Source organism: Agrobacterium sp. CG674, assembly GCF_053521645.1.
Genome location: NZ_JBNWDZ010000009.1, coordinates 122,282 through 142,920, shown reverse-complemented (window position 1 = coordinate 142,920; position 20,639 = coordinate 122,282). Strand labels below are relative to the sequence as shown.

The 20,639-nt window shown below is 56.6% G+C and carries 20 protein-coding genes and 1 pseudogene; 14 read left to right on the top strand and 7 right to left on the bottom strand.

Going from position 1 to position 20,639, the window contains the following annotated elements; all coding sequences use genetic code 11:
- Positions 1 to 281 precede the first annotated feature (281 nt).
- The 3 genes from repC to repA all read right to left on the bottom strand — a co-directional run bounded on the left by repC (position 282) and on the right by repA (position 3,926).
- Positions 282 to 1,496 (bottom strand): plasmid replication protein RepC, encoded by a 1,215-nt coding sequence (gene repC, locus ACQZ51_RS20650; RefSeq protein ID WP_448780098.1) that lies wholly within the window; start codon positions 1,494 to 1,496, stop codon positions 282 to 284.
- Between the two features lie 171 nt (positions 1,497 to 1,667).
- Positions 1,668 to 2,627 carry a plasmid partitioning protein RepB gene (repB, locus tag ACQZ51_RS20645; RefSeq protein ID WP_448780096.1) on the bottom strand — a complete coding sequence of 320 codons (960 nt, stop codon included), beginning with the start codon at positions 2,625 to 2,627 and terminating at the stop codon, positions 1,668 to 1,670.
- A gap of 102 nt (positions 2,628 to 2,729) precedes the next feature.
- Positions 2,730 to 3,926: a plasmid partitioning protein RepA gene (gene repA / locus ACQZ51_RS20640; RefSeq protein ID WP_448780094.1), complete on the bottom strand. Its 1,197-nt coding sequence runs from the start codon at positions 3,924 to 3,926 to the stop codon at positions 2,730 to 2,732.
- A 366-nt stretch (positions 3,927 to 4,292) separates the two neighbouring features.
- Here repA and traI point away from each other — a divergent pair, with 366 nt between their 5' ends.
- The 14 genes and pseudogenes from traI to ACQZ51_RS20570 all read left to right on the top strand — a co-directional run.
- Positions 4,293 to 4,931 carry an acyl-homoserine-lactone synthase gene (traI, locus tag ACQZ51_RS20635; protein WP_448780092.1) on the top strand — a complete coding sequence of 213 codons (639 nt, stop codon included), beginning with the start codon at positions 4,293 to 4,295 and terminating at the stop codon, positions 4,929 to 4,931.
- Positions 4,928 to 5,899, top strand: a complete 972-nt coding sequence (gene trbB / locus ACQZ51_RS20630) for a P-type conjugative transfer ATPase TrbB (RefSeq protein ID WP_448780090.1) — start codon at positions 4,928 to 4,930, stop codon at positions 5,897 to 5,899. Before traI ends, trbB begins: the two co-directional genes overlap by 4 nt.
- On the top strand, positions 5,889 to 6,293 hold the full coding sequence (gene trbC / locus ACQZ51_RS20625) for a conjugal transfer pilin TrbC (RefSeq protein ID WP_448780088.1): 405 nt from the start codon (positions 5,889 to 5,891) through the stop codon (positions 6,291 to 6,293). Before trbB ends, trbC begins: the two co-directional genes overlap by 11 nt.
- Complete coding sequence (locus tag ACQZ51_RS20620; protein WP_448780086.1) at positions 6,286 to 6,585, top strand: conjugal transfer protein TrbD; 300 nt, start codon at positions 6,286 to 6,288, stop codon at positions 6,583 to 6,585. Before trbC ends, ACQZ51_RS20620 begins: the two co-directional genes overlap by 8 nt.
- A gap of 9 nt (positions 6,586 to 6,594) precedes the next feature.
- Positions 6,595 to 9,063: a conjugal transfer protein TrbE gene (locus ACQZ51_RS20615; RefSeq protein ID WP_448780084.1), complete on the top strand. Its 2,469-nt coding sequence runs from the start codon at positions 6,595 to 6,597 to the stop codon at positions 9,061 to 9,063.
- Entirely contained in the window at positions 9,035 to 9,844 is an 810-nt protein-coding gene (gene trbJ, locus ACQZ51_RS20610; RefSeq protein ID WP_448780082.1) for a P-type conjugative transfer protein TrbJ, read from the top strand. The genes ACQZ51_RS20615 and trbJ overlap by 29 nt, the downstream gene beginning before the upstream one ends.
- Positions 9,841 to 10,068 carry an entry exclusion protein TrbK gene (trbK, locus tag ACQZ51_RS20605; RefSeq protein ID WP_448780081.1) on the top strand — a complete coding sequence of 76 codons (228 nt, stop codon included), beginning with the start codon at positions 9,841 to 9,843 and terminating at the stop codon, positions 10,066 to 10,068. The genes trbJ and trbK overlap by 4 nt, the downstream gene beginning before the upstream one ends.
- Positions 10,062 to 11,249 (top strand): P-type conjugative transfer protein TrbL, encoded by a 1,188-nt coding sequence (gene trbL, locus ACQZ51_RS20600; protein ID WP_448780079.1) that lies wholly within the window; start codon positions 10,062 to 10,064, stop codon positions 11,247 to 11,249. The genes trbK and trbL overlap by 7 nt, the downstream gene beginning before the upstream one ends.
- Before the next feature lie 17 nt (positions 11,250 to 11,266).
- Positions 11,267 to 11,944, top strand: coding sequence for a conjugal transfer protein TrbF (locus tag ACQZ51_RS20595; RefSeq protein WP_448780078.1), 678 nt, complete (start codon positions 11,267 to 11,269; stop codon positions 11,942 to 11,944).
- Positions 11,945 to 11,961: 17 nt separating this feature from the next.
- The gene (trbG, locus tag ACQZ51_RS20590) at positions 11,962 to 12,813 is read left to right on the top strand and encodes a P-type conjugative transfer protein TrbG (protein ID WP_448780133.1); all 852 of its coding nucleotides are present in this window, start codon (positions 11,962 to 11,964) and stop codon (positions 12,811 to 12,813) included.
- Positions 12,813 to 13,289, top strand: a complete 477-nt coding sequence (gene trbH / locus ACQZ51_RS20585; protein WP_448780076.1) for a conjugal transfer protein TrbH — start codon at positions 12,813 to 12,815, stop codon at positions 13,287 to 13,289. The genes trbG and trbH overlap by 1 nt, the downstream gene beginning before the upstream one ends.
- An 11-nt stretch (positions 13,290 to 13,300) precedes the next feature.
- Positions 13,301 to 14,623: an IncP-type conjugal transfer protein TrbI gene (gene trbI / locus ACQZ51_RS20580; protein ID WP_448780075.1), complete on the top strand. Its 1,323-nt coding sequence runs from the start codon at positions 13,301 to 13,303 to the stop codon at positions 14,621 to 14,623.
- A gap of 193 nt (positions 14,624 to 14,816) precedes the next feature.
- Positions 14,817 to 16,064 (top strand): TadE/TadG family type IV pilus assembly protein, encoded by a 1,248-nt coding sequence (locus ACQZ51_RS20575; RefSeq protein WP_448780073.1) that lies wholly within the window; start codon positions 14,817 to 14,819, stop codon positions 16,062 to 16,064.
- A 68-nt stretch (positions 16,065 to 16,132) separates the two neighbouring features.
- Positions 16,133 to 16,260: pseudogene (locus ACQZ51_RS20570) on the top strand (DUF736 family protein); the annotation flags it as partial.
- 45 nt (positions 16,261 to 16,305) lie between these two features.
- Here the strand turns inward: ACQZ51_RS20570 and ACQZ51_RS20565 are convergent.
- From ACQZ51_RS20565 to ACQZ51_RS20550, 4 genes are all read right to left on the bottom strand, one after another.
- Complete coding sequence (locus ACQZ51_RS20565) at positions 16,306 to 16,494, bottom strand: hypothetical protein (RefSeq protein ID WP_448780071.1); 189 nt, start codon at positions 16,492 to 16,494, stop codon at positions 16,306 to 16,308.
- A gap of 916 nt (positions 16,495 to 17,410) precedes the next feature.
- Positions 17,411 to 18,499: an HWE histidine kinase domain-containing protein gene (locus ACQZ51_RS20560; protein WP_448780070.1), complete on the bottom strand. Its 1,089-nt coding sequence runs from the start codon at positions 18,497 to 18,499 to the stop codon at positions 17,411 to 17,413.
- 170 nt (positions 18,500 to 18,669) lie between these two features.
- The gene (locus ACQZ51_RS20555) at positions 18,670 to 19,158 is read right to left on the bottom strand and encodes a response regulator (protein WP_448780068.1); all 489 of its coding nucleotides are present in this window, start codon (positions 19,156 to 19,158) and stop codon (positions 18,670 to 18,672) included.
- A complete protein-coding gene (locus tag ACQZ51_RS20550; protein WP_448780067.1) occupies positions 19,145 to 20,248 on the bottom strand; it encodes a histidine kinase dimerization/phosphoacceptor domain -containing protein in 1,104 nt (367 codons plus the stop codon). The genes ACQZ51_RS20555 and ACQZ51_RS20550 overlap by 14 nt, the downstream gene beginning before the upstream one ends.
- Positions 20,249 to 20,639: the final 391 nt, after the last annotated feature.

Genomic DNA, 20,639 nt, shown 5'->3' with positions numbered 1-20,639 from the left:
ATCGCTGTACCAGTAATAAATAACGTGGGCGCCCCCTTATTCGCCTTTGACCTTAGCATCAAATCTCAGCTTTCAGATACCACCCGCACCCAGCATTTCATCACCCACCTGAGGATGGTTGGCCAAAACGTTGATCAGATCCTAGCGCTCGTCGCTTGAAAGTCGTTTGAAAAAAGAGCTGCGGTCTGTTTGACGAAGAGCGATGTTTCAGCAACTGCTTGCATTTTGTTATAACCCATTGGGTGTTATCCACGATATACGCTGTTTCTGTTAGAGATCATTCACGCCGACCGCTTTCCAGCTTCGCCGTTTAACCGCAGCAGTGCCATCACCATCGGCCCGAGCGAAAACTCGCCACGCGCCGCCCGGTTGGTGAGATCACGCAGATATCCGCCAGCCGAATTGATGTGCCCTGCCCTCTCCAGGATACAGGCAATCGCAACCGCTGCATTTTCAGGCCCCATGGTTTCACACGCCTCTTGATACGCCGACGGGCTGACGCCCAGCATCGACCTCACCACGACCGCGGCCGACATGAGATCGCGCCAACCACCCACAGTCCCGGCCGGTCCGTAGTCGATAATCTGTGGGCATGCCTTCAGCACAACACCCAAAGGAAAGGCCTTCAGCGTCTCAGTTTGAGGTTGGCGTCTCTTGCTCGGCTTTTCGCCCTGCTCTTTTTCAGAGCTAGGTTCAAGTTCAGTGAAGGATTCGGATTTTGAATTCTGTATGTGCTGCTCAATATGAGCATCATTGGTGCTATTAAATTCTGAATTTGACTGCTTATCCAACAGACTAAGGATTTCCTCGCGCAGAAGCTCCAACTCGTCGAGGATACTGGCGACGTCGGCGATGCTCGGAGAGCGTGGAATGCGGGCTACGAGGTCGATATACATAGCCTCGATCGCCATCCAGTCGCCATCCGCCCCCTCTTCTATGGCTGCCGTGATAAGCTTGCGGACATCCCGGCGGCAGATTGTCAGGTTCTCTTTCGCCTTGCGGAAGGCGGAACGAGCAGCAACGACTTTCTGCGCGATGACAGCAAGCTCCTCAGACCGCGCAAGGATGGGCGAGAGGTCGAAGCCAAACGCATTCTCGATCTCGCCGGCACCGTTCTTCCTCGCATAGCGCTTGCCGTTGGCACTGTCCTTGCGAACGATGAGACCAGCGTCAACCAACAATGCGAGATGCCGACGCAGCGTGGCGCCTGCCATGCCGTGGGCTCGAAGAATCAATTGCGCGTTTGACGGAAACACGACGAGCTGCGCGTCCTGGCGCAATTCGTTTTCCGGATAGAAGCTTAGAAGCGCGTCGAGCACAGCCAGGCTGTTCGACTGCAAGCCAAGCTCTTCTCTCGCTTCCGAGGCGTCACGGAAGACTTTCCATTTCTCGACCGTCTTGCCTGCTTTGATCTCTTTCCTGGCCACTTGCCGCTTCACCAAGGCGAGCGTCATTGGCCGCCGCCCAAAGGGCGTCGTCACACTTCCTGTCTGCATTTCTTTCACCTCTCAAAAGGCAAAGAAAAGGCTCTGCCAAACCGGCAGTGACTCTTGACTGTGATTCCGGGAAATGCGATTCTCTAAGCGACCAAACTGAGAGAGGCCTTCTGGAACACTGTTTCGGAGGGCTTTTTCTTTGCTCTAACGATCCTTTCGTTGTTGACTCGCCTACTGCTTCGACTGCTTGAACGAAGCATAGATTTCTGGAAGTGCCGACATCAGGTACTCTGCGAATTCCGGAGCTGCTTTTTTGTCGATCATTAAAGTCAGTGTTCGCTTGTCTTGCTTGTATCGAGCAGCCTTCGTGCCATCTTCAGCTTTCCAAACCTCTGCTTCAGCCTTCACCGACTTTTTTTTCTTAGGAGCAACAGCTTCGAATACCCGAGCGAATCGCTCGTCAGAATTCAAGCTTTTCACCGCGTCGTCTTTGAGCAACGCACGGGCAGTTTCCGCTGCGCCATCCTGCCCGAGACGGCCTGACAATTCGTACCAACGGTCCCGACCGGTTTTTGGGGCAGCGCCAATCAAGCGGATAATATCTGCGGGAAGTTGCTTTGCAGCCTGGATCAAGCGGGATAGATTGCTTTTATCAACTGCAAGCGCCGCCATGATGACTGGCCGCTGAAATCCACCGGCTTCAAGCTCTGCGGCGTATAGGGCGCGCTCGATAAAGGAAAGATCCTGCCGAGCGCTGTTTTCTTGCCCCTGAGCCAGAACCAACTCGTCATCCGACAGAGCGCGAACAGCGGCTTTAACCTGGATACCGGCAGCCTTGACTGCTTTCAGGCGTCTACGCCCGTAGGCAATCTGGTATCGACCTTCAACAGACGGGTGAGGGCGGACAAGGATAGGGACCTGCTGCCCGTGCTCCTTTATGTTACGAGCAAACTCTTCGAATTGATCGGCAGACTCTTCCAATCGATCCGCCACGAGTGGTGCGTCGATGAGATCCGGATCGAGTTCCGTAAGCGATTGAGACTTCAAAAGCTCAATGGAGCGCGAAACAGCACCTATCGCGCCACGTGGGGAATACTGCGGAGTAGCAGCATCCTGCGCGGCAATGTTCTCGGAGTTTCCGGCTGGCAACTTTGGTCCACCGAGATCGGACAGCAGGTGTTTTCTAGCCATTGGTAGCCCCCTCGGGTGTCGCGGTTGCAAACCTAAAATAAGAGGCTTCTCGAAAGTTTCCGGCTGACAACTTTTGCGCTTTTACGCGAGATTCTGTCGTTCTCATTTGCGCCCCCATGCGCTTTGAATGAGCTGCGCGATTTCAGTGTTTACATTGTCGAGCGACTCCATCGCACGGTCGTAGGTCGCGCGTGTAAACTGATCACGGCTGACTTCATAGAGCGTCTGCTTGGTAATGCCCGCGTCGGAGATAGCTGTGCTCTTCAACATTGGATGGTTGAGGACATGGTCACCAAACATTGTCCTCATAAACGACACCATCTGGTTCTGAGGACCATCACCGGGCTCATAGCGAGTGACGAGGTACCTCATCCAGTCGTAATTCATACTTCCGCCTGCATCGGCGACGACGCTCAGCAATTCCGACGTCATTAAAAGAAACTGGCACATGGACATTACGTCCAGCATCTGCGGATGAACTGTGACAAGAACGGCGGTCGCTGCGCACAGAGCGGAGATGGTTAGGAAGCCGAGCTGCGGAGGGCAGTCTACTACGACGACATCATAGTCGTCTGCGACTGAAGCAATCGCGTCGTCCATGCGCGTGAAGAAGATGTTTTTCCGATCGTTCGAGCCCAACACTTTTGCCGTATCGTGCTCGAACTCCATCAGCTCAAGGTTGCCTGGCACCAGATCAAGGTTGGCGAAGTAGGTCTTCTTGATCACGTCCTTCAACGGACGACGCTCAGCGTCATAGCGCATCGCACCGTAAAGCGTTTCATTGTCCTTGACGTCGAACTCCGGCTGGAAGCCGTGAAGTGCCGACATACTGGCCTGCGGATCAAGATCAATTGCAAGAACACGATAGCCGTTCAGGGCGAGATATTGCGCCAAGTGCGCAGCTGTCGTCGTCTTTCCGCTGCCACCTTTGAAGTTGACGACTGTGATGACTTGCAAGTGCTCTTTGCCGGAGCGTTTGGGTGAATAGCGCCGATCGTTTTTCCCGGTTAAGTCCAGGTATTCTCGAAGGGCTTGGATTGTTTCGACGGTGTACGAGCGGCGGTTATTGTTGCCAATTTCGGGTTGGGGACCTTTACCCTCGAGGGAGAGGTGACGAAGGTACCCGTCGTTGACACCGATAAGCTTTGCGGCTTCCGTCGAGGAGAAGGAACGCAATGTTTTACGCGCCTCTGGGGGGTACAACTTCACACGGTGTTCGTGCAAAGCACCTGAGAGGTCGCGCGCGTGGGCGCCGATCAGTTTATGAATAGCCTTCTGAAGCTGCGCCGAATTTTCCACGACTTCCTCTCGTACACACGGTAATTGTCGTAAACACACCTATTTACCGTGGATAACTCATCCGATTCCAACATCGTTTGCAAGGTATTTAAAGTTAATCAATAGTTAACGCGTTTTAGCCGGATCTGGAGCTTATTCAGATTCAGTCATATGAATCTGTCACTTACATCTGTTTCCGCATGTGGATCTCGTCAGGACCAAATGCAGATTTGCACATGAATCTCGTCTGCATCGCTTACGAGCCGCTCGCATTCTAAGGGAGAGACGCGCGACTCGCTAGAATCACCTGAGGTGCAAATCTGCACATAGGCACACGCTCGAGGAAATGATTTTTGTCCGGATGACCTTGTTTAACCGGAGATCATCATGCGGATATTGACCATCGCACCCGAGCATTACAAGCGCCACCGCGACTTCCTGAGACAGATGCACCGTCTTCGCGCGACGGTATTTGCCGGACGTTTCGCCTGGGACGTTACCATCAATAAGGGAGAAGAGCGCGACCAGTACGACGATTGCAAGCCGACATACCTTCTGGCAATTGCCGATGGTGGAAAGGTCGCAGGTTGCGTTCGTCTTCTTCCAGCTTCGGGCCCGACAATGCTGGAGCAGACCTTCCCCCAGCTTCTCGATGCGGGTTTGCTTCGCCCCCATTCCGGCATGGTTGAAAGCTCTCGCTTCTGCGTGGACACATCCTTGCCCGCGGGCAGGGGAGAGGGCCAACTCCATTTTGCGACACTTACGATGTTTGCCGGGATCGTCGAATGGTCGATGGCAAACGGCTACTACGAGATTGTTACGGCAACCGATCTGCGCTTCGAGCGCATCCTGAACCGGGCCGGATGGCAGATGAAGCGGCTTGGCGATCCCGTGACTATCGGCAACACCGTGGCTGTCGCCGGAACCCTGCCAGCCAATCGGGAAAGTTTTGAACGAGTTTGCCCGCATTGCTACCGCTCGATCACCGTCGAAGATCACAGCCGTCAGATCCGGAGCGCTGCGTGACCCAGCTCCGCTCTCATCCCCGCCTCGTCCGCAAACTACAGGACGCACTCAGCGACCAACTCTGCATCGCGCTCGACGACGCCACCGTCGTCGAGATCATGCTCAATCCGGATGGACGCCTCTTCATCGAACGGCTGGGGCACGGCGTGGCACCTGCCGGCACAATGAGCACCGCCGCAGCCGAGGTTGTCATCGGCAGTGTTGCGCATGCCCTGCAGTCGGAGGCCGACAACGAGCAGCCGATCATCTCTGGCGAACTTCCGATTGGTGGACATCGCTTCGAGGGGCTGTTGCCGCCGGTGGTCTCTGGACCGGCATTCACGATCCGCCGTCGCGCTTCGCGTCTCATTCCGATGGCAGAGTATGTGAAGTCGAAGGTGATGACGCAAGCCCAGGCATCGGCAATTCGAAGCGCGATCGACGCTCGGATGAACATCGTCATCTCCGGTGGCACGGGGTCGGGCAAAACGACGCTTGCCAATACCATCATCGCCGAGATCGTCACTGCCGCCCCGGACGATCGGATGGTCATTCTCGAAGACACTGCCGAAATCCAGTGCGCGGCCGAGAATGCCGTGTCGCTGCACACCAGCGATACCATCGATATGGCCCGCCTACTGAAAAGCACGATGCGTCTGCGTCCTGACCGTATCATTGTCGGCGAGGTCCGCGATGGTGCGGCCCTGACGCTGCTCAAGGCCTGGAATACCGGCCACCCGGGCGGCGTCACCACGATCCATTCCAACACCGCCATGTCAGCCTTGCGGCGGCTTGAGCAGCTGACGGCGGAAACCAGTCAGCAGCCGATGCAGGAGGTGATCGGCGAGGCCGTTGACCTCGTTGTTTCCATTGAACGAACGGGGAAGGGGAGGCGGGTCCGCGAGGTGATCCACATCGAAGGATACCGCAACGGACGCTACAAGACTGAACACTACGCGCATATCGATGAGGACAGCCATGTCGCATAAAATCTCTATCCTTCTTAGCTGCGCGGCGCTTGTCGCCATTCCCATTGGCTTTACCGATTCCGCATTCGCTGCCTCAGGAGGCGGCGGTCTTCCGTGGGAATCGCCACTGCAACAGATCCAGCAGTCAATCACCGGACCTGTCGCCGGGTTTATCGCGCTGGCCGCGGTCGCCATTGCTGGCGCCATGCTGATCTTCGGAGGCGAACTGAATGATTTCGCGAGACGGCTTTGCTATGTTGCACTGGTTGGGGGCGTTCTGCTTGGAGCCACCCAGATCGTGGCTCTCTTCGGTGCGACCGGAGCCTCGATCGGCGAGGGCCACGCACAGGCCGAGCAAAGAACTTCCGAACCGAAGGCGACGCCGGCCACAGTAGGGGAGGGGGCTCATGGCTGACGCCGCATCTTCTCTGGCGCGCGCGCGTGTGCACAGGGCGTTATCACGTCCTAACCTGTTGATGGGCGCCGACCGCGAGCTCGTGCTGCTAACGGCGCTGGCCGCCATCATCCTGATCTTCGTCGTTCTGACCTGGTACGCGGCACTGTTCGGCATCGCGATCTGGCTGGTCGCAGTCGCGGCGCTGCGCATGATGGCCAAATCCGATCCGCTGATGCGCCGGGTCTATCTTCGTCACATTGCCTACAAGACGTCTTATCGCGCGACGTCGTCGCCGTGGCGCAAGTTCTGAGGGATTGTGATGGTCGCCCTCAAATCATTCCGCCATTCCGGACCGTCCTTTGCCGATCTCGTTCCCTATGCCGGCCTCGTCGATAATGGGGTCATTCTGCTGAAAGACGGCTCGCTGATGGCCGGCTGGTATTTTGCCGGGCCGGACAGCGAAAGCTCGACCGACGCCGAGCGCAACGAGGTCTCGCGGCAGATCAACGCCACCCTTTCGCGGCTCGGCTCTGGATGGATGATCCAGGTCGAGGCCATCAGGGTGCCGACCGGTGATTACCCGACCGAGACTGAATCCCACTTTCCCGATCCCGTCACACGCGCCATCGACGATGAGCGACGAGCGCACTTTCAGAAGGAGAGGGGGCATTTCGAGAGCGGGCATGCACTGATCCTGACCTGGCGACCACCGGAGCCGCGACGCTCCGGGTTGACGCGATATGTCTATTCGGATGTCGCAAGCCGCTCCGCCACGTACGCCGACAGGGCACTCGAGAGTTTCCTGACCTCGATCCGGGAGGTCGAGCAGTATCTCGCCAATGTCGTGTCGATCCGACGGATGATGACGCGGGAAACGTCGGAGCGCGGCGGCTATCGCGTTGCGCGATACGACGAGCTCTTCCAGTTTATCCGCTTCTGCGTGACCGGCGAGAACCATCCGGTTCGCCTGCCAGACATCCCCATGTATCTCGACTGGCTAGTGACGGCCGAGTTGCAGCATGGCTTGACCCCAATGGTCGAGAACCGCTTTCTCGGCGTGGTGGCGATCGACGGTCTGCCGGCCGAAAGCTGCCCGGGAATCCTCAATACGCTCGACCGGATGCCGCTCACGTATCGCTGGTCTTCCCGCTTCGTCTTCCTCGACGCTGAGGAAGCAAGGGCGCGGCTCGAGCGCACCCGCAAGAAATGGCAGCAGAAGGTGCGACCATTCTTCGACCAGCTTTTTCAGACGCAGAGCCGTTCGGTCGATCAGGACGCCATGCTGATGGTGGCGGAAACCGAGGATGCCATCGCCGAAGCGTCGTCGCAGCTCGTCGCCTATGGCTATTACACACCAGTCATTGTGATCTTTGAAGAAGACCCGACCCGCCTCCAGGAAAAGTGCGAGGCCATCCGCCGGCTGATCCAGGCGGAAGGTTTTGGAGCGCGGATCGAAACGCTGAACGCCACGGATGCCTTTCTCGGCAGTCTGCCCGGTGTCTCCTACGCCAACATCCGCGAGCCGCTGATCAACACCCGCAATCTTGCCGACCTCATTCCGCTTAATTCTGTCTGGTCGGGCAGTCCAGTAGCACCTTGCCCATTCTATCCGCCGGCCTCGCCACCCTTGATGCAGGTCGCATCCGGCTCGACGCCGTTCCGGCTGAACCTGCATGTCGATGATGTCGGACACACTCTGATCTTCGGGCCAACAGGTTCTGGCAAATCGACGCTGCTGGCGCTGATTGCCGCGCAGTTCCGGCGTTATGCCGATGCCCAGGTGTTCGCTTTTGACAAGGGCGGATCGATGCTGCCGCTGACCCTCGGTCTCAACGGCGATCACTACCAGATCGGCGGCGATATCGGCCCGCGGGCTGGTGGTGAGGTGAAGGCGCTTGCCTTCTGCCCGCTCGCCGAACTCTCGACCGACGGCGACCGAGCTTGGGCCTCCGAGTGGATCGAGATGCTGGTGGCGCTGCAAGGTGTGACCATCACCCCGGATTATCGCAACGCCATCTCCCGGCAGTTGGCGCTGATGGCAGAATCGCGCGGCCGCTCGCTATCGGACTTTGTCTCGGGCGTGCAGATGCGCGAGATCAAGGACGCACTGCATCACTATACCGTTGATGGTCCGATGGGCCAGTTGCTCGACGCCGAGCAGGACGGCTTGTCGCTCGGCGCCTTTCAGTGCTTCGAGATCGAGGAACTGATGAACATGGGCGAGCGCAATCTTGTCCCCGTTCTCACCTACCTGTTTCGTCGTATCGAGAAACGCCTGACCGGCGCGCCTAGCCTGATCATTCTCGACGAGGCCTGGTTGATGCTCGGCCATCCCGTGTTTCGGGACAAGATCCGGGAATGGTTGAAGGTGCTGCGAAAGGCCAATTGTGCTGTCGTGCTCGCCACCCAGTCGATCTCGGATGCGGAGCGGTCCGGGATCATAGATGTGCTGAAGGATTCCTGCCCAACGAAAATCTGCCTCCCAAATGGCGCGGCACGCGAACCGGGCACGCGTGAGTTCTATGAGCGCATCGGTTTTAACGAGCGGCAGATCGAGATCGTCGCGACCGCCATTCCCAAGCGCGAATATTACGTCGTCTCACCGGAGGGCCGAAGGCTCTTCAATATGGCGCTTGGTCCAGTCGCGCTCTCGTTTGTCGGGGCGACGGGTAGGCAAGACCTCAAGCGCATTCGAACCCTTCACTCCGAACACGGGGCTGCATGGCCTCTTCACTGGCTCCAGCAAAGAGGGATCGCCCATGCCGAGACACTTTTTTCTGCCAAATAGAATGAAGGGCGCCACTGCCATAGCGGCCATCATTCTTCCCGTCGTGTTTTCGGTTTCAGTTCAGGCGGGCGGCGTGACGGGCCAGGCGACCGAATGGACACAGATCGCCAACAATACCGAACTGATTTCGCTGGTCGGAAAGTCGGCCGAGCAGGTCAACAACCAGATCACCCAGATCTCGCAGCTTGCCGAGCAGATCCAGAACCAGATCAACATCTACAACAACATGCTGCAGAACACCGCGCAGTTGCCGAGCCACATCTGGGGTCAGGTCGAAAGCGACCTGAAGAACCTGCAGAACGTCGTGGAGCAGGGGCAGGGCGTCGCTTTCTCGATGGGCAACATCGACGACGTGCTCAAGCAGCGGTTCCAGGGTTTTGCCGAGATGAAGACCAATCTGCCTGACGGAGCAGGGTTCTCGTCCACCTATCAGAACTGGTCCGATACCAACCGCGATACGATCGGAGGCACGCTGAAGGCCGCAAACCTGACAGCCGATCAGTTTTCGAGCGAGGAAACCACGATGTCGTCGCTACGCTCGATGTCAGAGACAGCCGACGGGCAGATGAAGGCGTTGCAAGTTGGACATCAGATCGCTGCCCAGCAGATCGCACAAATGCAAAAGCTGCGGGGCCTCGTTGCTAGCCAAATGACCATGATGGGCACGTGGTTTCAGTCGGAGCAGGCACAAAAGGATCTCGCCCAGGCGCGCCGGGAAAAATTCTTCAGCGGAAGCGAGCATGACATCCGCGGCGGGCAGACGATGGAGCCCCGCTGGTGAACCCGCGCCTTGTCATCATCCTTGCTGTCGTGGGGATCATCGCGTCCGGCGTCGGCATCGCCAGGTGGATCGTCCAGCCGGGACCGACTCCCATGTCCGGAGCGGAAGAAGCATCGCCAGAGGCTGCATCCGACGCCGACCGCCGTGCTCACCGCGAAAAGTTCTTTGGTGGTGATGCCAACCGCGACATTCACGGCGGCCAGGAGATGAAGCCGAGATGGTGATCGTTCCCTCCCGGGTCATCGAGATCGCCGTGGTCGCTATCGGTCTTGTTCTTATCGCGGCCGCGCCGGCTCTGGCGCAGCAGGGGCAAGTTCTGACGACCCTGGAGAACTCCGTCGTTGCCGCAGCCAAAGGCTGGGAGACGACAGTCATGAATGCGGCCCGCTCGCTGTTCTGGATCCTGGCTGGCATCGAGATCGGTATCGCCGCTGTATGGCTGGCAATTAATGCCGCGTCGCTCGACAGCTGGTTTGCAGAGCTTGTGAAACGCATCATGTTCATCGGGCTGTTTGCCTTCATCCTCAATGAGGGACCGGCATTTGCAAAAGCCGTGGTCGATAGCCTCTACCAGATCGGCGCCAGCGGTGGCTCGGCCTCTCCCGCCAACATTTTTGACGCCGGTATTCGCGTTGCAACCAAGATGTCCGAACAGGCGAAGTTCGGCCTCTTCGAGGATAACTCCCTGGCGATCGCCGCCGTCTTCGCCATGGTCGTGGTCGTCGTGTGCTTCTCGCTCGTTGCTGCGATCTTCGTCTCGGTGATGGTGGAAATGTATGTTGGCCTGCTCGCCGGCATGATCATGCTCGGATTGGGCGGTACGTCCTATACCAAGGACTTTGCCATAAAATATCTGGTCTACGCCTTCTCCGTCGGCATGAAGCTGATGGCGCTGGTGATGATCGCCAAGATCGGCTCGGATATCCTGCTCGGCTTGGCCGAGGCACAGACAGCAACCTCCGAGCAGTTCATAACCACACTCGCGATCGCCGGCATCTCTGTCGTGGTCTTCGTCATCGCCATGTATGTGCCGCCAATCCTGCAGGGTGTCGTTCAGGGCGCCTCCGTTTCCGGCGGCATGGAGTCGATCCGCCACGGCGGACAGGCCGCATCCTTTGCGGCGGGAGCCGGCTTCTTGGCTACCGCGGCAGCCAGCAAAGGGTTTCAGGCAGCAGGCGCGGCAAGGGCAGGGGGAGCATCCCTCGGGGGTGCCGCCATGCGTGGCATGGAGGCAGGCATCGGCGGTGTGGCAGGTGCGCTCAGTTCGGCCGCCAAGGACAAGGCGGTCGGATCACCCGGCGCCTATGCCGGATCTCTGCTCGGGCTTGCCAATGCCAAACTCGACCAGCAGCAGGGTCGTACCGCATCGCCGCCTCCACCGCCGCCCCTTAACGAGACCAAATAACTGGAGGCCGATCCGCCATGGCCGGACACAATCCGCTCGATAATCCCGATCTTGCCAATCCGTACATCGCCGCCCGCAACGAATGGAACGAGCGTTATGGCTCCTATGTCAGATCCGCCGCCGCGTGGCGCATCGTCGGCATAGCCGGCATGACCATGGCTGTGATCGGTTTTGGCTACGCGCTCTACCAAAGCACGCAGGTCAAGCTCGTTCCCTATATCGTCGAGGTCGACAAGCTCGGCACATCAGTCAATGCCGGATTTCCTCAGCAGATAGAATATGCCGATCCGCGTGTCGTGCGCGCCACGCTTGGCAGCTTCGTCTCGAATTTTCGGAGTGTGACGCCGGATGCGGTCGTGCAGAAGCAGTATATCGACCGAACCTATGGGCTGCTCAGGACATCCGATCCGGCGACCGAGAAGGTCAATGCCTGGTTTCGCTCCAACTCACCCTTCGAGAAAGCGAAGAACTCGACGGTGGCCATTGAGGTGAACAACATCGTCGCGCTGTCGAACCAGAGCTACCAGCTGGATTGGACCGAATTCGAGCGCGACCGGCGCGGCAAGGAAACCGCCGTCCGCCGTTTCCGCGGTATCGCAACCGTGACCCTGACGCCGCCGCAGGATGAGGGCGTCATTCGCTTGAACCCCATCGGTCTTTATCTCCGCGACTTCGACTGGACAGCACAGCTTTGAAAGGCATGGCCCCTGATATGATCATCCCACGCACAAGAACACGGGCCACGCTGACGGGCGCTCTCGCCTTGGCACTGTTGGTGTCTTCGGTAGTCGCTCCTCTGCATGCATATGCTGCCGATGGCGTCACAGCCAACGAAGCAAAGGGTATGGGGATCTCTACCCAATGGCGCGGGTCCCCCGGCTTGGTGACCAAGGGTGCCGACGGAAAGGTAATCTTCCTTTATGGCGAGGTACAGCCCTCTGTCGTCTGCTCGCCGCTACAGGTTTGCGACATTGAATTGCAAGGCGGCGAGGTGGTTCGCGACGTGCTGGTCGGCGACACGGTGCGTTGGAAGGTAGAACCGGCAACCTCAGGTGCTGCCGGCGGTCAGGCCATCCATCTGATCGTTAAACCATCGGAGCCTGGTCTTGTGACCTCGATGGTAGTGACGACATCACGGCGGACCTATCACATTCAGCTTAAGTCGCATCCCACCCAGTATATGGCACGTGTCGGCTTTGAATATCCGGAGGACGTTTCGACAAAGCTTGCCGACATCAACGCAAGGCTGGAAGCGAGCACCATTCCGGGTGCAGGCGTCCCCGCCGAGCAGCTGAACTTTGCCTATTCGGTCTCGGGCAACGCCGGCTGGCGGCCTACGCGGGTCTACTCCGATGGGCTCAAGACCTACATCCAGTTTCCACGCTCGATCTCCGGCCAGGATGCGCCGGTTTTGTTCGTCACCTCAGGCGGGCAGAACCGGATCGTCAACTACCGGATGAAGGGCGACATGATGGTCGTCGATTACCATGTCGATCGCGCGGTGCTCGTTTCCGGTGTTGGTTGGAAACAGGAAAAGATCACCATCAAGCGGGGAGGGCGGTAATGAACATCCCTCTCTCCTATTCGCGCGCCTTGCGACCTCTCCACAATTTTGCCGCAGCCTGCACCCTCACCATCCTTCTTTCCGGATGCCAGTCGACCGGAACAGAAGGGCTCGTTTCCAGCACAGCGCCGCCGGAAATCTCCGGTCCCGCCGCCAGCGCAATCGCCGGCGATATGGTGAGCCGCCTTGCCGAACAGATCGGGCCGGGAAAAGCGACCGTTGCGCTCAAGACTGATACATCGCCGTTCGGACAGGCGATGGAAGCGGCGCTGAAGGGATGGGGCTATGCCGTCGTCACCGATCAGAAGACAGATAGCGGCGCGACGGTCATCCCGCTCGCTTATGTGATCTTAGACGTCGATGGTCAGGTGTTGGCTCGGCTTTCGACAAACAGCGTCGAGCTCGGCCGTGCTTATTCCGTCACGGCAAGTGGCGCGACGCCAGCGAGCGCCGTGTCGCTCATGCGGCGCGGGTGAGGGAGGGTCATATGGTGCAATCTCTCAATCTCGGCGGCGCGCAAAAAAGCCAGTCCCCATCCACTATCCGGCGAATCAACCGCCTGCCGATCGTCGTCATTATCTTCTTGGTGGTCGCGTTTCTTGGTGTCATCTTTTACGGGCTCGCCTCGCGCGGGCTCTACTTCGGCAAGGACAACGGTCCAGAGACGAGTTCGGGCAACCCCGCCTCGACGTTCGCCGACCAGATCAAACGCGGCGTCACTGATGGTATTATCGGCGAGCCGCAGCAGCAGACCATCTTCCAGCCGACACCCGTCGAGACGAAACAAGTCGAGGAAAAGGCCAACGACCCCTTCACGCCGCAGCCAGGGCAACACGAGGTGCAGCAGCGCGGTCAAGAACTCGAAGCGGAAGCCGTCTGGCGGGCTCGCCTCGCGAGAGAACAACAGGAACAGGTTCTGCGGGAGCAGCAGCGCCAGCGCATGGCCCGCCTGCAGGCGAACAACGCTGCCTACGATGCGCCGCTTGCGATCGATAGGGTCAAACTGGTCGGGCGTGCTGAATTGCATGATGCGACCGCGGACACGAAAGCAAGAGCCGCAACGACGTCGGCAAACACGGCAAGTGGTCCCGATCTCTATGCGGCCGCGTTGCGCGCCGGGCTCGGTGGTCAGAACGTTGATCCCAATGCCCAAGGCGCCAAGGAAGAATTCTTCAACGCCGACCTGAAAGAGCTTGGCTACCTGCCGAACCGTGTCGTGCCTCAACAATCGCCTTTCGAGCTGAAGCGAGGCTCGGTCATACCGGCGACACTGATTACGGGCATCAATTCTGATCTACCGGGGAGGATCACCGCCCAGGTGAGCCAAAGCGTTTATGACAGCGCGACAGGACATCGTCTGCTCATTCCGCAAGGAACAAAGCTCTTCGGTCGCTATGACAGCAAAGTGTCCTTTGGACAAAAACGCGTTCTCGTCGTGTGGACCGACATCATCTTCCCGAACGGCTCGACTTTACAGATCGGCGGCATGTCGGGGGCGGACGCGGAGGGGTATGGCGGTTTCAGCGACAAGGTGAACAATCATTATTTGAAAACGTTCGGCTCGGCCGTGCTGATCGCCCTGATCGGGACCGGTATCGACATGGCCGTTCCGGAAAGCTCGACGCTCGCGACCCGGGACACTGCCTCGGATGCGACGCGGCGGAATTTCGCAGAGACGTTCGGGCGGGTTGCTGATCGTACCATCCAACGGAATATGGATGTTCAGCCGACCCTGCAAATTCGCCCCGGCTACAAGTTCAATGTTCTTGTCGATCAAGACATTGTTTTTCCTATCCCATATAGGAATTAAAAGGGCAAGCGAGGTTCGATCCCCTTCAAGGCGTAGAAAACGCCATCAAGCTGTGACCGAACCTAGATTTTCGCGCATTGTTAAAACTGCACTTAAGTCAGTAATATGATAGTTATCCTAAGTATTTTTAGTAATTTAAAACATCGCAATTATTTAAATCCAATAGGCATATGCATTCGAAGGTCCCATTGCGATGAAGAAGAAATTTGGTCTGGCTGCAACTTCGATCTGTCCAATCGGTGTACACCTAATCGGTGATAGGAACGGCAATTTCGCGTTGCTGGCAGCATTGATGACACCGATCTTGCTTGTGGTTGCTGGTGGGTCAGTCGATGTCATGAATGCTATGACTGAAAAGCAGCACTTGCAGGAGAAACTCGACGCCGGTGTTTTAGCCGCAGCATCGAAACCCACGCTGCAAGCGCAACGAAATGAGGTCGAGAATTTTCTGAGCGATCTGGTTTCTGAGGATGGTCAGCCGATTGATCTGCAACACGCCGTGACTGTTGCGTCGAACCCGGACGGAAGCGTGACTGGCAATTTCCATGCTGATTTTACGCCTTCATTTTTGCCACTTATCGGGATGAAGACAATGCCCATTTCGGTTACGGCAACAGCGTCCGCGCCGAAGGCTAAGGCGTCTGGTGCCTGCATCTATGTGCTTGGAAATAAAAGTCAGGCTGTGCTGGTCAACTCGGGTGCCCGAGTGAAAGCTGAGAACTGCGGTATCGACATACAGTCGATCAGCAATCCTGCCTTCATCATGAACAGTGGCTCGACCATCGAAACGACGCGGTTTTGCGTCAAGGGCACGCAGTACATCAAAAATGGTGGCACGTTGACGAATTTGCAGGTCGGTTGCAACGCAGCTGCCGATCCCTACGCCGGTAAAATGGCAGAGCCGAAATTGCCGACGAACTGCACTGACAGCGGGACAAAGGACGGCCAAACCCAGTCTATAAAGCCCGGCATGCATTGCGACCTGACCTTTAATGGAAGTCCAACGATCACGTTTGAACCGGGCCTTCACATTATCAAGGGACAAATGATCATCAATAGTAACTCGAGTGTAGCGGCAACTGACGTGACGTTCTATTTCCCCGATGTCGACAGCGAAATACGGGCTAATGGCGGTCTCACCTTCAAAGCGTCGGCACCTACGAGTGGCGCTTACAAGGGCGTTTTGATGTTCGAGAAAACCAGCAACGCGGCGGTCGGATCCAACACCCGTCAATACATATTCAACGGTTCGAACGGCGAAACGCTTGAAGGCATCATTTACCTGCCGAACCGAGACGTTACGTACAATTCGACGACCAATCAGACGAACAAGATTTCCATGGTGGTGAACACTATGATCGTTAACTCAGCCAACTGGAACCTTAAACCCTATGATGGCGCAGACAGTGGGGTGAGAACTGCTGCAAGGCTTGTCAAATAGGACGACATCACATTTTCCAGGAAAAGCGCGATGTCCACGGCATTCAGCGCAGCGGAGAAGAAGACCTCGAGCGAGAAGAATTCCTCTCGGTCAAGCTCGACGACCGGATCATCCTGGTCCGATCTACGTAACGCTGATCGAGGTCGAAGACGAGGAAGGCCTCTCCCTCATCTGGTCCCGGTCGAACCGGGACTGATACTGGATACCCCGCCTGGCAAGGCGGGGCTGTCCACCTCAGGGATCACTTGTTCAGTGCATCCTTCAGCGCCTTGGCAGGCGCGAAGGTGAGCTTCTTGGAAGCCGCAACCGTCATTTGATGTTGCGAGATCTCGTCCAACTTTTCCGGTTGATCATCCCAGATCGGCATCGATAGAGATAAAAGATACCCGCCGGAGCTGGCATGAATGATTCCGTCAGCTATATACGACAAGGAAGTCAGCCCAGCGAATGCTATTGGCTGGTAGGGTATTACAGGATGGGACTTCTGCCACGTTCTTTTTCAGTGCCTCGTTTCCTAACTCGGCTGACGCTGCCCCAACTTCATTCTCCTATTTCCCCGTAAGCTCAAGTAAGCATGAAAAAAGAGCGAAACAAAAAATCCCACGCCAGCCAAGGCCATGTATGCCGCAAGCCTGTTTGAAGCGTTCTGCCACCCGGCCAGTATTGCCGCTGCGCTAAGCGCCATCAGAAACATCCCCACGAGGAAAAAGCACATTGCCGCTTTCCATGGCCCAGATGTTTTTGCGATGTAGGTTTTTAGCCAGGACTGGTGCTTGCTCAACGCGTTTTGCCTCCGAGGCGCTCGATGTACTGCACGCTTGGTAGGCCCAAAAGATCGTATGCTTCTCCCATTTCGTGCGCGTCCACCAGGTTGCCGTTCACTTCTGAGTTTAGGTCAGTGAAGATCCGAAGACCGTCCATTATGCGTCATGGTCATTCTTGCGCATGTCGCGGTCTTCGCTCGGATTTTGCAATTTGCACCTCTTAACCAGCTTTCTTTCGGCCAACAATTTCAGAGAACATTTCCGCCTGAAGCTCAGTAGCCGCTCAAATAGCCTTCAGTTGAAACAACATATTTCCGAAAGCGGCAACCAAGACGAATCCTACGACGGCGGGGATCGCCTAAGGCAGCAACCCCGTAAGTACGATGAATGCAGGCCAACTTCCGCTGGTGACCATTCGCCGTAGGGGCGTGATGATTCCAGGGGCCGTGGTCTAGGCACATGTTGACGTCCCAGTCATAGAAATCCCAGTTTATACGACGAGCTAAACGCACCGACCCAAATCAATCGTCGCCCGTAGCTAGGGTCACCACAAGTCTCCGAATGAAGGACTCAGATCGCCAGCTAACGCCTTACGGCCTCCAACGGGATCTCGAGTGTAACTACTAGACCGTCGCGCATGAACGATCTCTCGATCGTTCCCATCAACTGCGCCTCTATGGTTCTTGCCACCATCTTTGTTCCAAAGCCCTCTCTAGTCGGCGTTTCGGACACTGGAGGCCCGCCGACCTCGCGCCACACGATCCTGAATGTGTTGCCATCGCAACTGCACTGCAGATCGATGCGACCATCAGCGGTCGAGAGCGCACCATATTTCGCCGAGTTTGTTGCAAGCTCATGGACGACTAGGGAAAGCGCCGCCGCTGATCTCTCGCCCACTGACAATGATGGACAGGAAAAAATAACCTGCCTGGTATCCCGCTTGAAGGGGGCGAGTAATGCATCAATCAAGTCGGCAACGCTGCTTGTAGACCCATCGTCGCCCGGCCTGACGTTGACTATGAAATCATTTGCCTTGCTGAGCGCCTGTATCCGCCCCGTGATGCTTCGCACATAGTTATCGAGATCGGTCTCAGTCCTTGCCGATACGAGCAGCAGGCTTGAAATTACCGCGAAGATATTTTTGCTCCTATGGGCAAGCTCGCCCTGAATGAGCGATCGCTGTTCGTCAAATCTTGCCAGTTCCTCAACCCGTTCTCGCAACGCTATCTGTTCTTCGACGAGTTTGCCGAAGTCCACCAATATAGCCTGATCCCTGTCTGTCCATCGGTGCGGTTGAGAATCGATTGCGCAGAGCGAGCCCAGAATGTGACCGGTGCTACTCAACAAGGGAATGCCAAGATAAGCGCGGACGTTCAGATCAGGAATGGCAAGATTGTCGCAGACGAGGGGATCGAGCGTTGCGTCCACGATTACGAGAGGCGACGCGTTCGCAACAACGTGCTGGCAAAACGAGTGCGTCAACGGCGTTTCGCGCTGCGTTTTCCACGGCTCTGGAAGACCGAAGGTACTTTTGAAGAACTGCCGCTTTGTGTCGACAAGTGATACGAGCGCCACAGGCACCGATAGTGTCATGGCGACCAGTCGCGTCAACCTATCAAAACGTTCCTCCGGGCCGCTATCCATCAGTTCGGTCTGGTAGAGAGCTTCCACACGTTGGCTGGCGAGATCTGCGGGTTCTGCCGCGTCGCCTGTCGAGGGTGATGATAATTCCGTTGGGTAGGTCAAATAAGATCCTTGGGAAAAGCTCAAAATTTGCGCGAGCCGTTAAGTCGGAATTGTGCCCACGATCTGCGGTGACGATCGCTTGCGAAACTGTCGGACTAAGGATCGGTTTGACCCACAATCCGACAGCGCCCTTGCTCTCCCCATGAAGCTGCAAACGAAGGCGAGGCCGTGAAGCTGTTCGGCTGCGGGACAGTCGGCGGCGGATCGCAGACGCCCTCTTGCAGGTATTTCATGGCTGAGAGAAAGCCGTTCCGGGACAGCGGTTTGGGCATGACACCGTGAGCGCCGGCAAAATCAGCAGGAATGATCTTGGGGTTTGCAGTCACGAAGACGATGATGGTATTAGGCCACCGTTTTTGAATGAGTTTCGAAACATCAAGGCCGCTGGTGTTTTGCGCTAACTGAATATCGACAAAAGCCAAGTGCGGTAGCAAGTCCGCCGCCAATGCCTCTGCGTCGTATAGTGACGTTGCTTCCGCAATGACGGAATGCCCGGCGTCTTCCACCATCATTTCCAGATCCATTGCGATCAGCGGCTCGTCCTCGACGATCAGGATGTTGAGGGGCGGCTTAGGTCTCTGCATGATTATTGCTCACTGGAATACGGATCGTCGCGCTCATATCGTCGAGCGAACAATTCCAGGTCACATGTGCCTTCAGCTGTGATGCCAATCTGGTAATAAGTTTCGCACTTGTAGGAGACAATTCGTGTTGCGGGGTTTTGCTCGACAGCCGGTTGCCAACGGTGATTGTGATTGTCGTCCCGTCTGAATGGCAACTGACTTTCACAGCCGATAGCGGCAGGTAGCTGTCGAAGAGATGAAGGAGTACCTCGTTTATCAAGAGCCCGGCGGAGGTTGCTTGCTCGGACGGCAAGACTGTCCGCTGAATGCTGGATACGATAGTCAACGTGTCATAGGCACTGGCGCTCACCGCATCCTGAATTAGATTTGAAACAAATGACGATAACTCGAAATATCGAACATCGTCTGCCTGATACAGGCGCCGATGAATCGCGGCCATCGCGTCAACCCGTTCCATTGTTGATCGCAAAGCTCGCCTGACAATTGGCTCTTCTGTCTCGCGGATTTGCATTCGTAGCAATGAACCGATTACAGACAGATTGTTTTTAACCCGGTGGTCAACCTCATGGAGAAGCAGCGATTGTGCTTCCAGCGATGCCTCAAGATCAGCAGTCCGAACTCTAACCTCGTGATCGACCTGCTCCTTCTGGTTAGCAATTCGCCTTTGTGCTTCCACGCGTTCCGTTACGTCTAACTGGGAAGCGAAGAAGAACTGCACTGTTCCATCTTCACCGCGCGCTGGGCTAAGGTAAAGAGCGTTCCAAAAGGTGGTGCCGTTTTTTTTATAGTTGAGCAAATCGATCGCAATATCCTCGCCTTTCGCAATTGCCTCACCCACTTTTGCCACAGCTATAGGGTCAGTGTTCGGACCTTGAAGAAACCGGCAATTTCTCCCGATGCACTCTTCGCGGCTGTATCCAGTGAGGAGCTGAAATGCTTCGTTGACGAAGACAATCGGGTTGTCCAGTTGGGCAGGATCGGTGATCGCCATTGGCATTCGGGTGGACCGAACGGCAGCAGCAAAGGGATCAGCTTTACCCTTTTCGGCATGAAGTAGATCAGTCAGATGCCAGTTATCGCGTTGGTCCATGCCTACCGCCAAAATAGTAACAACGCCGAGTAATGCACAGGCCTCCACTTTGTTCCCTCACCTCAGGGACTGTGCCCGTCAGAACACTCAGAGGTTTCCTTCCGCCGACACTGGAAGAATAAAGTCATTGAAGAGGCTGGCCTCTGAGACATCCCTAATAAACTCGTTTTCTCCCCAGAAAAGAGCGGGAGAGCAACGATGCACCAAAAACCAAGAATTCACTGCTTTTATTGGATTCCGCTATTTTTGTCGAAGGTCCGATTCCTATCAAGGCGTACGAGGTAGAGCGTCGTGCACGCGATTGGGAAAGGCGTTGTCAGCTTTGCCACCAGATTATCAACTGAGCTTGCAGGCCATCCTGTAGCGTTAAGGTTTTTGAAAAGATGCCGGC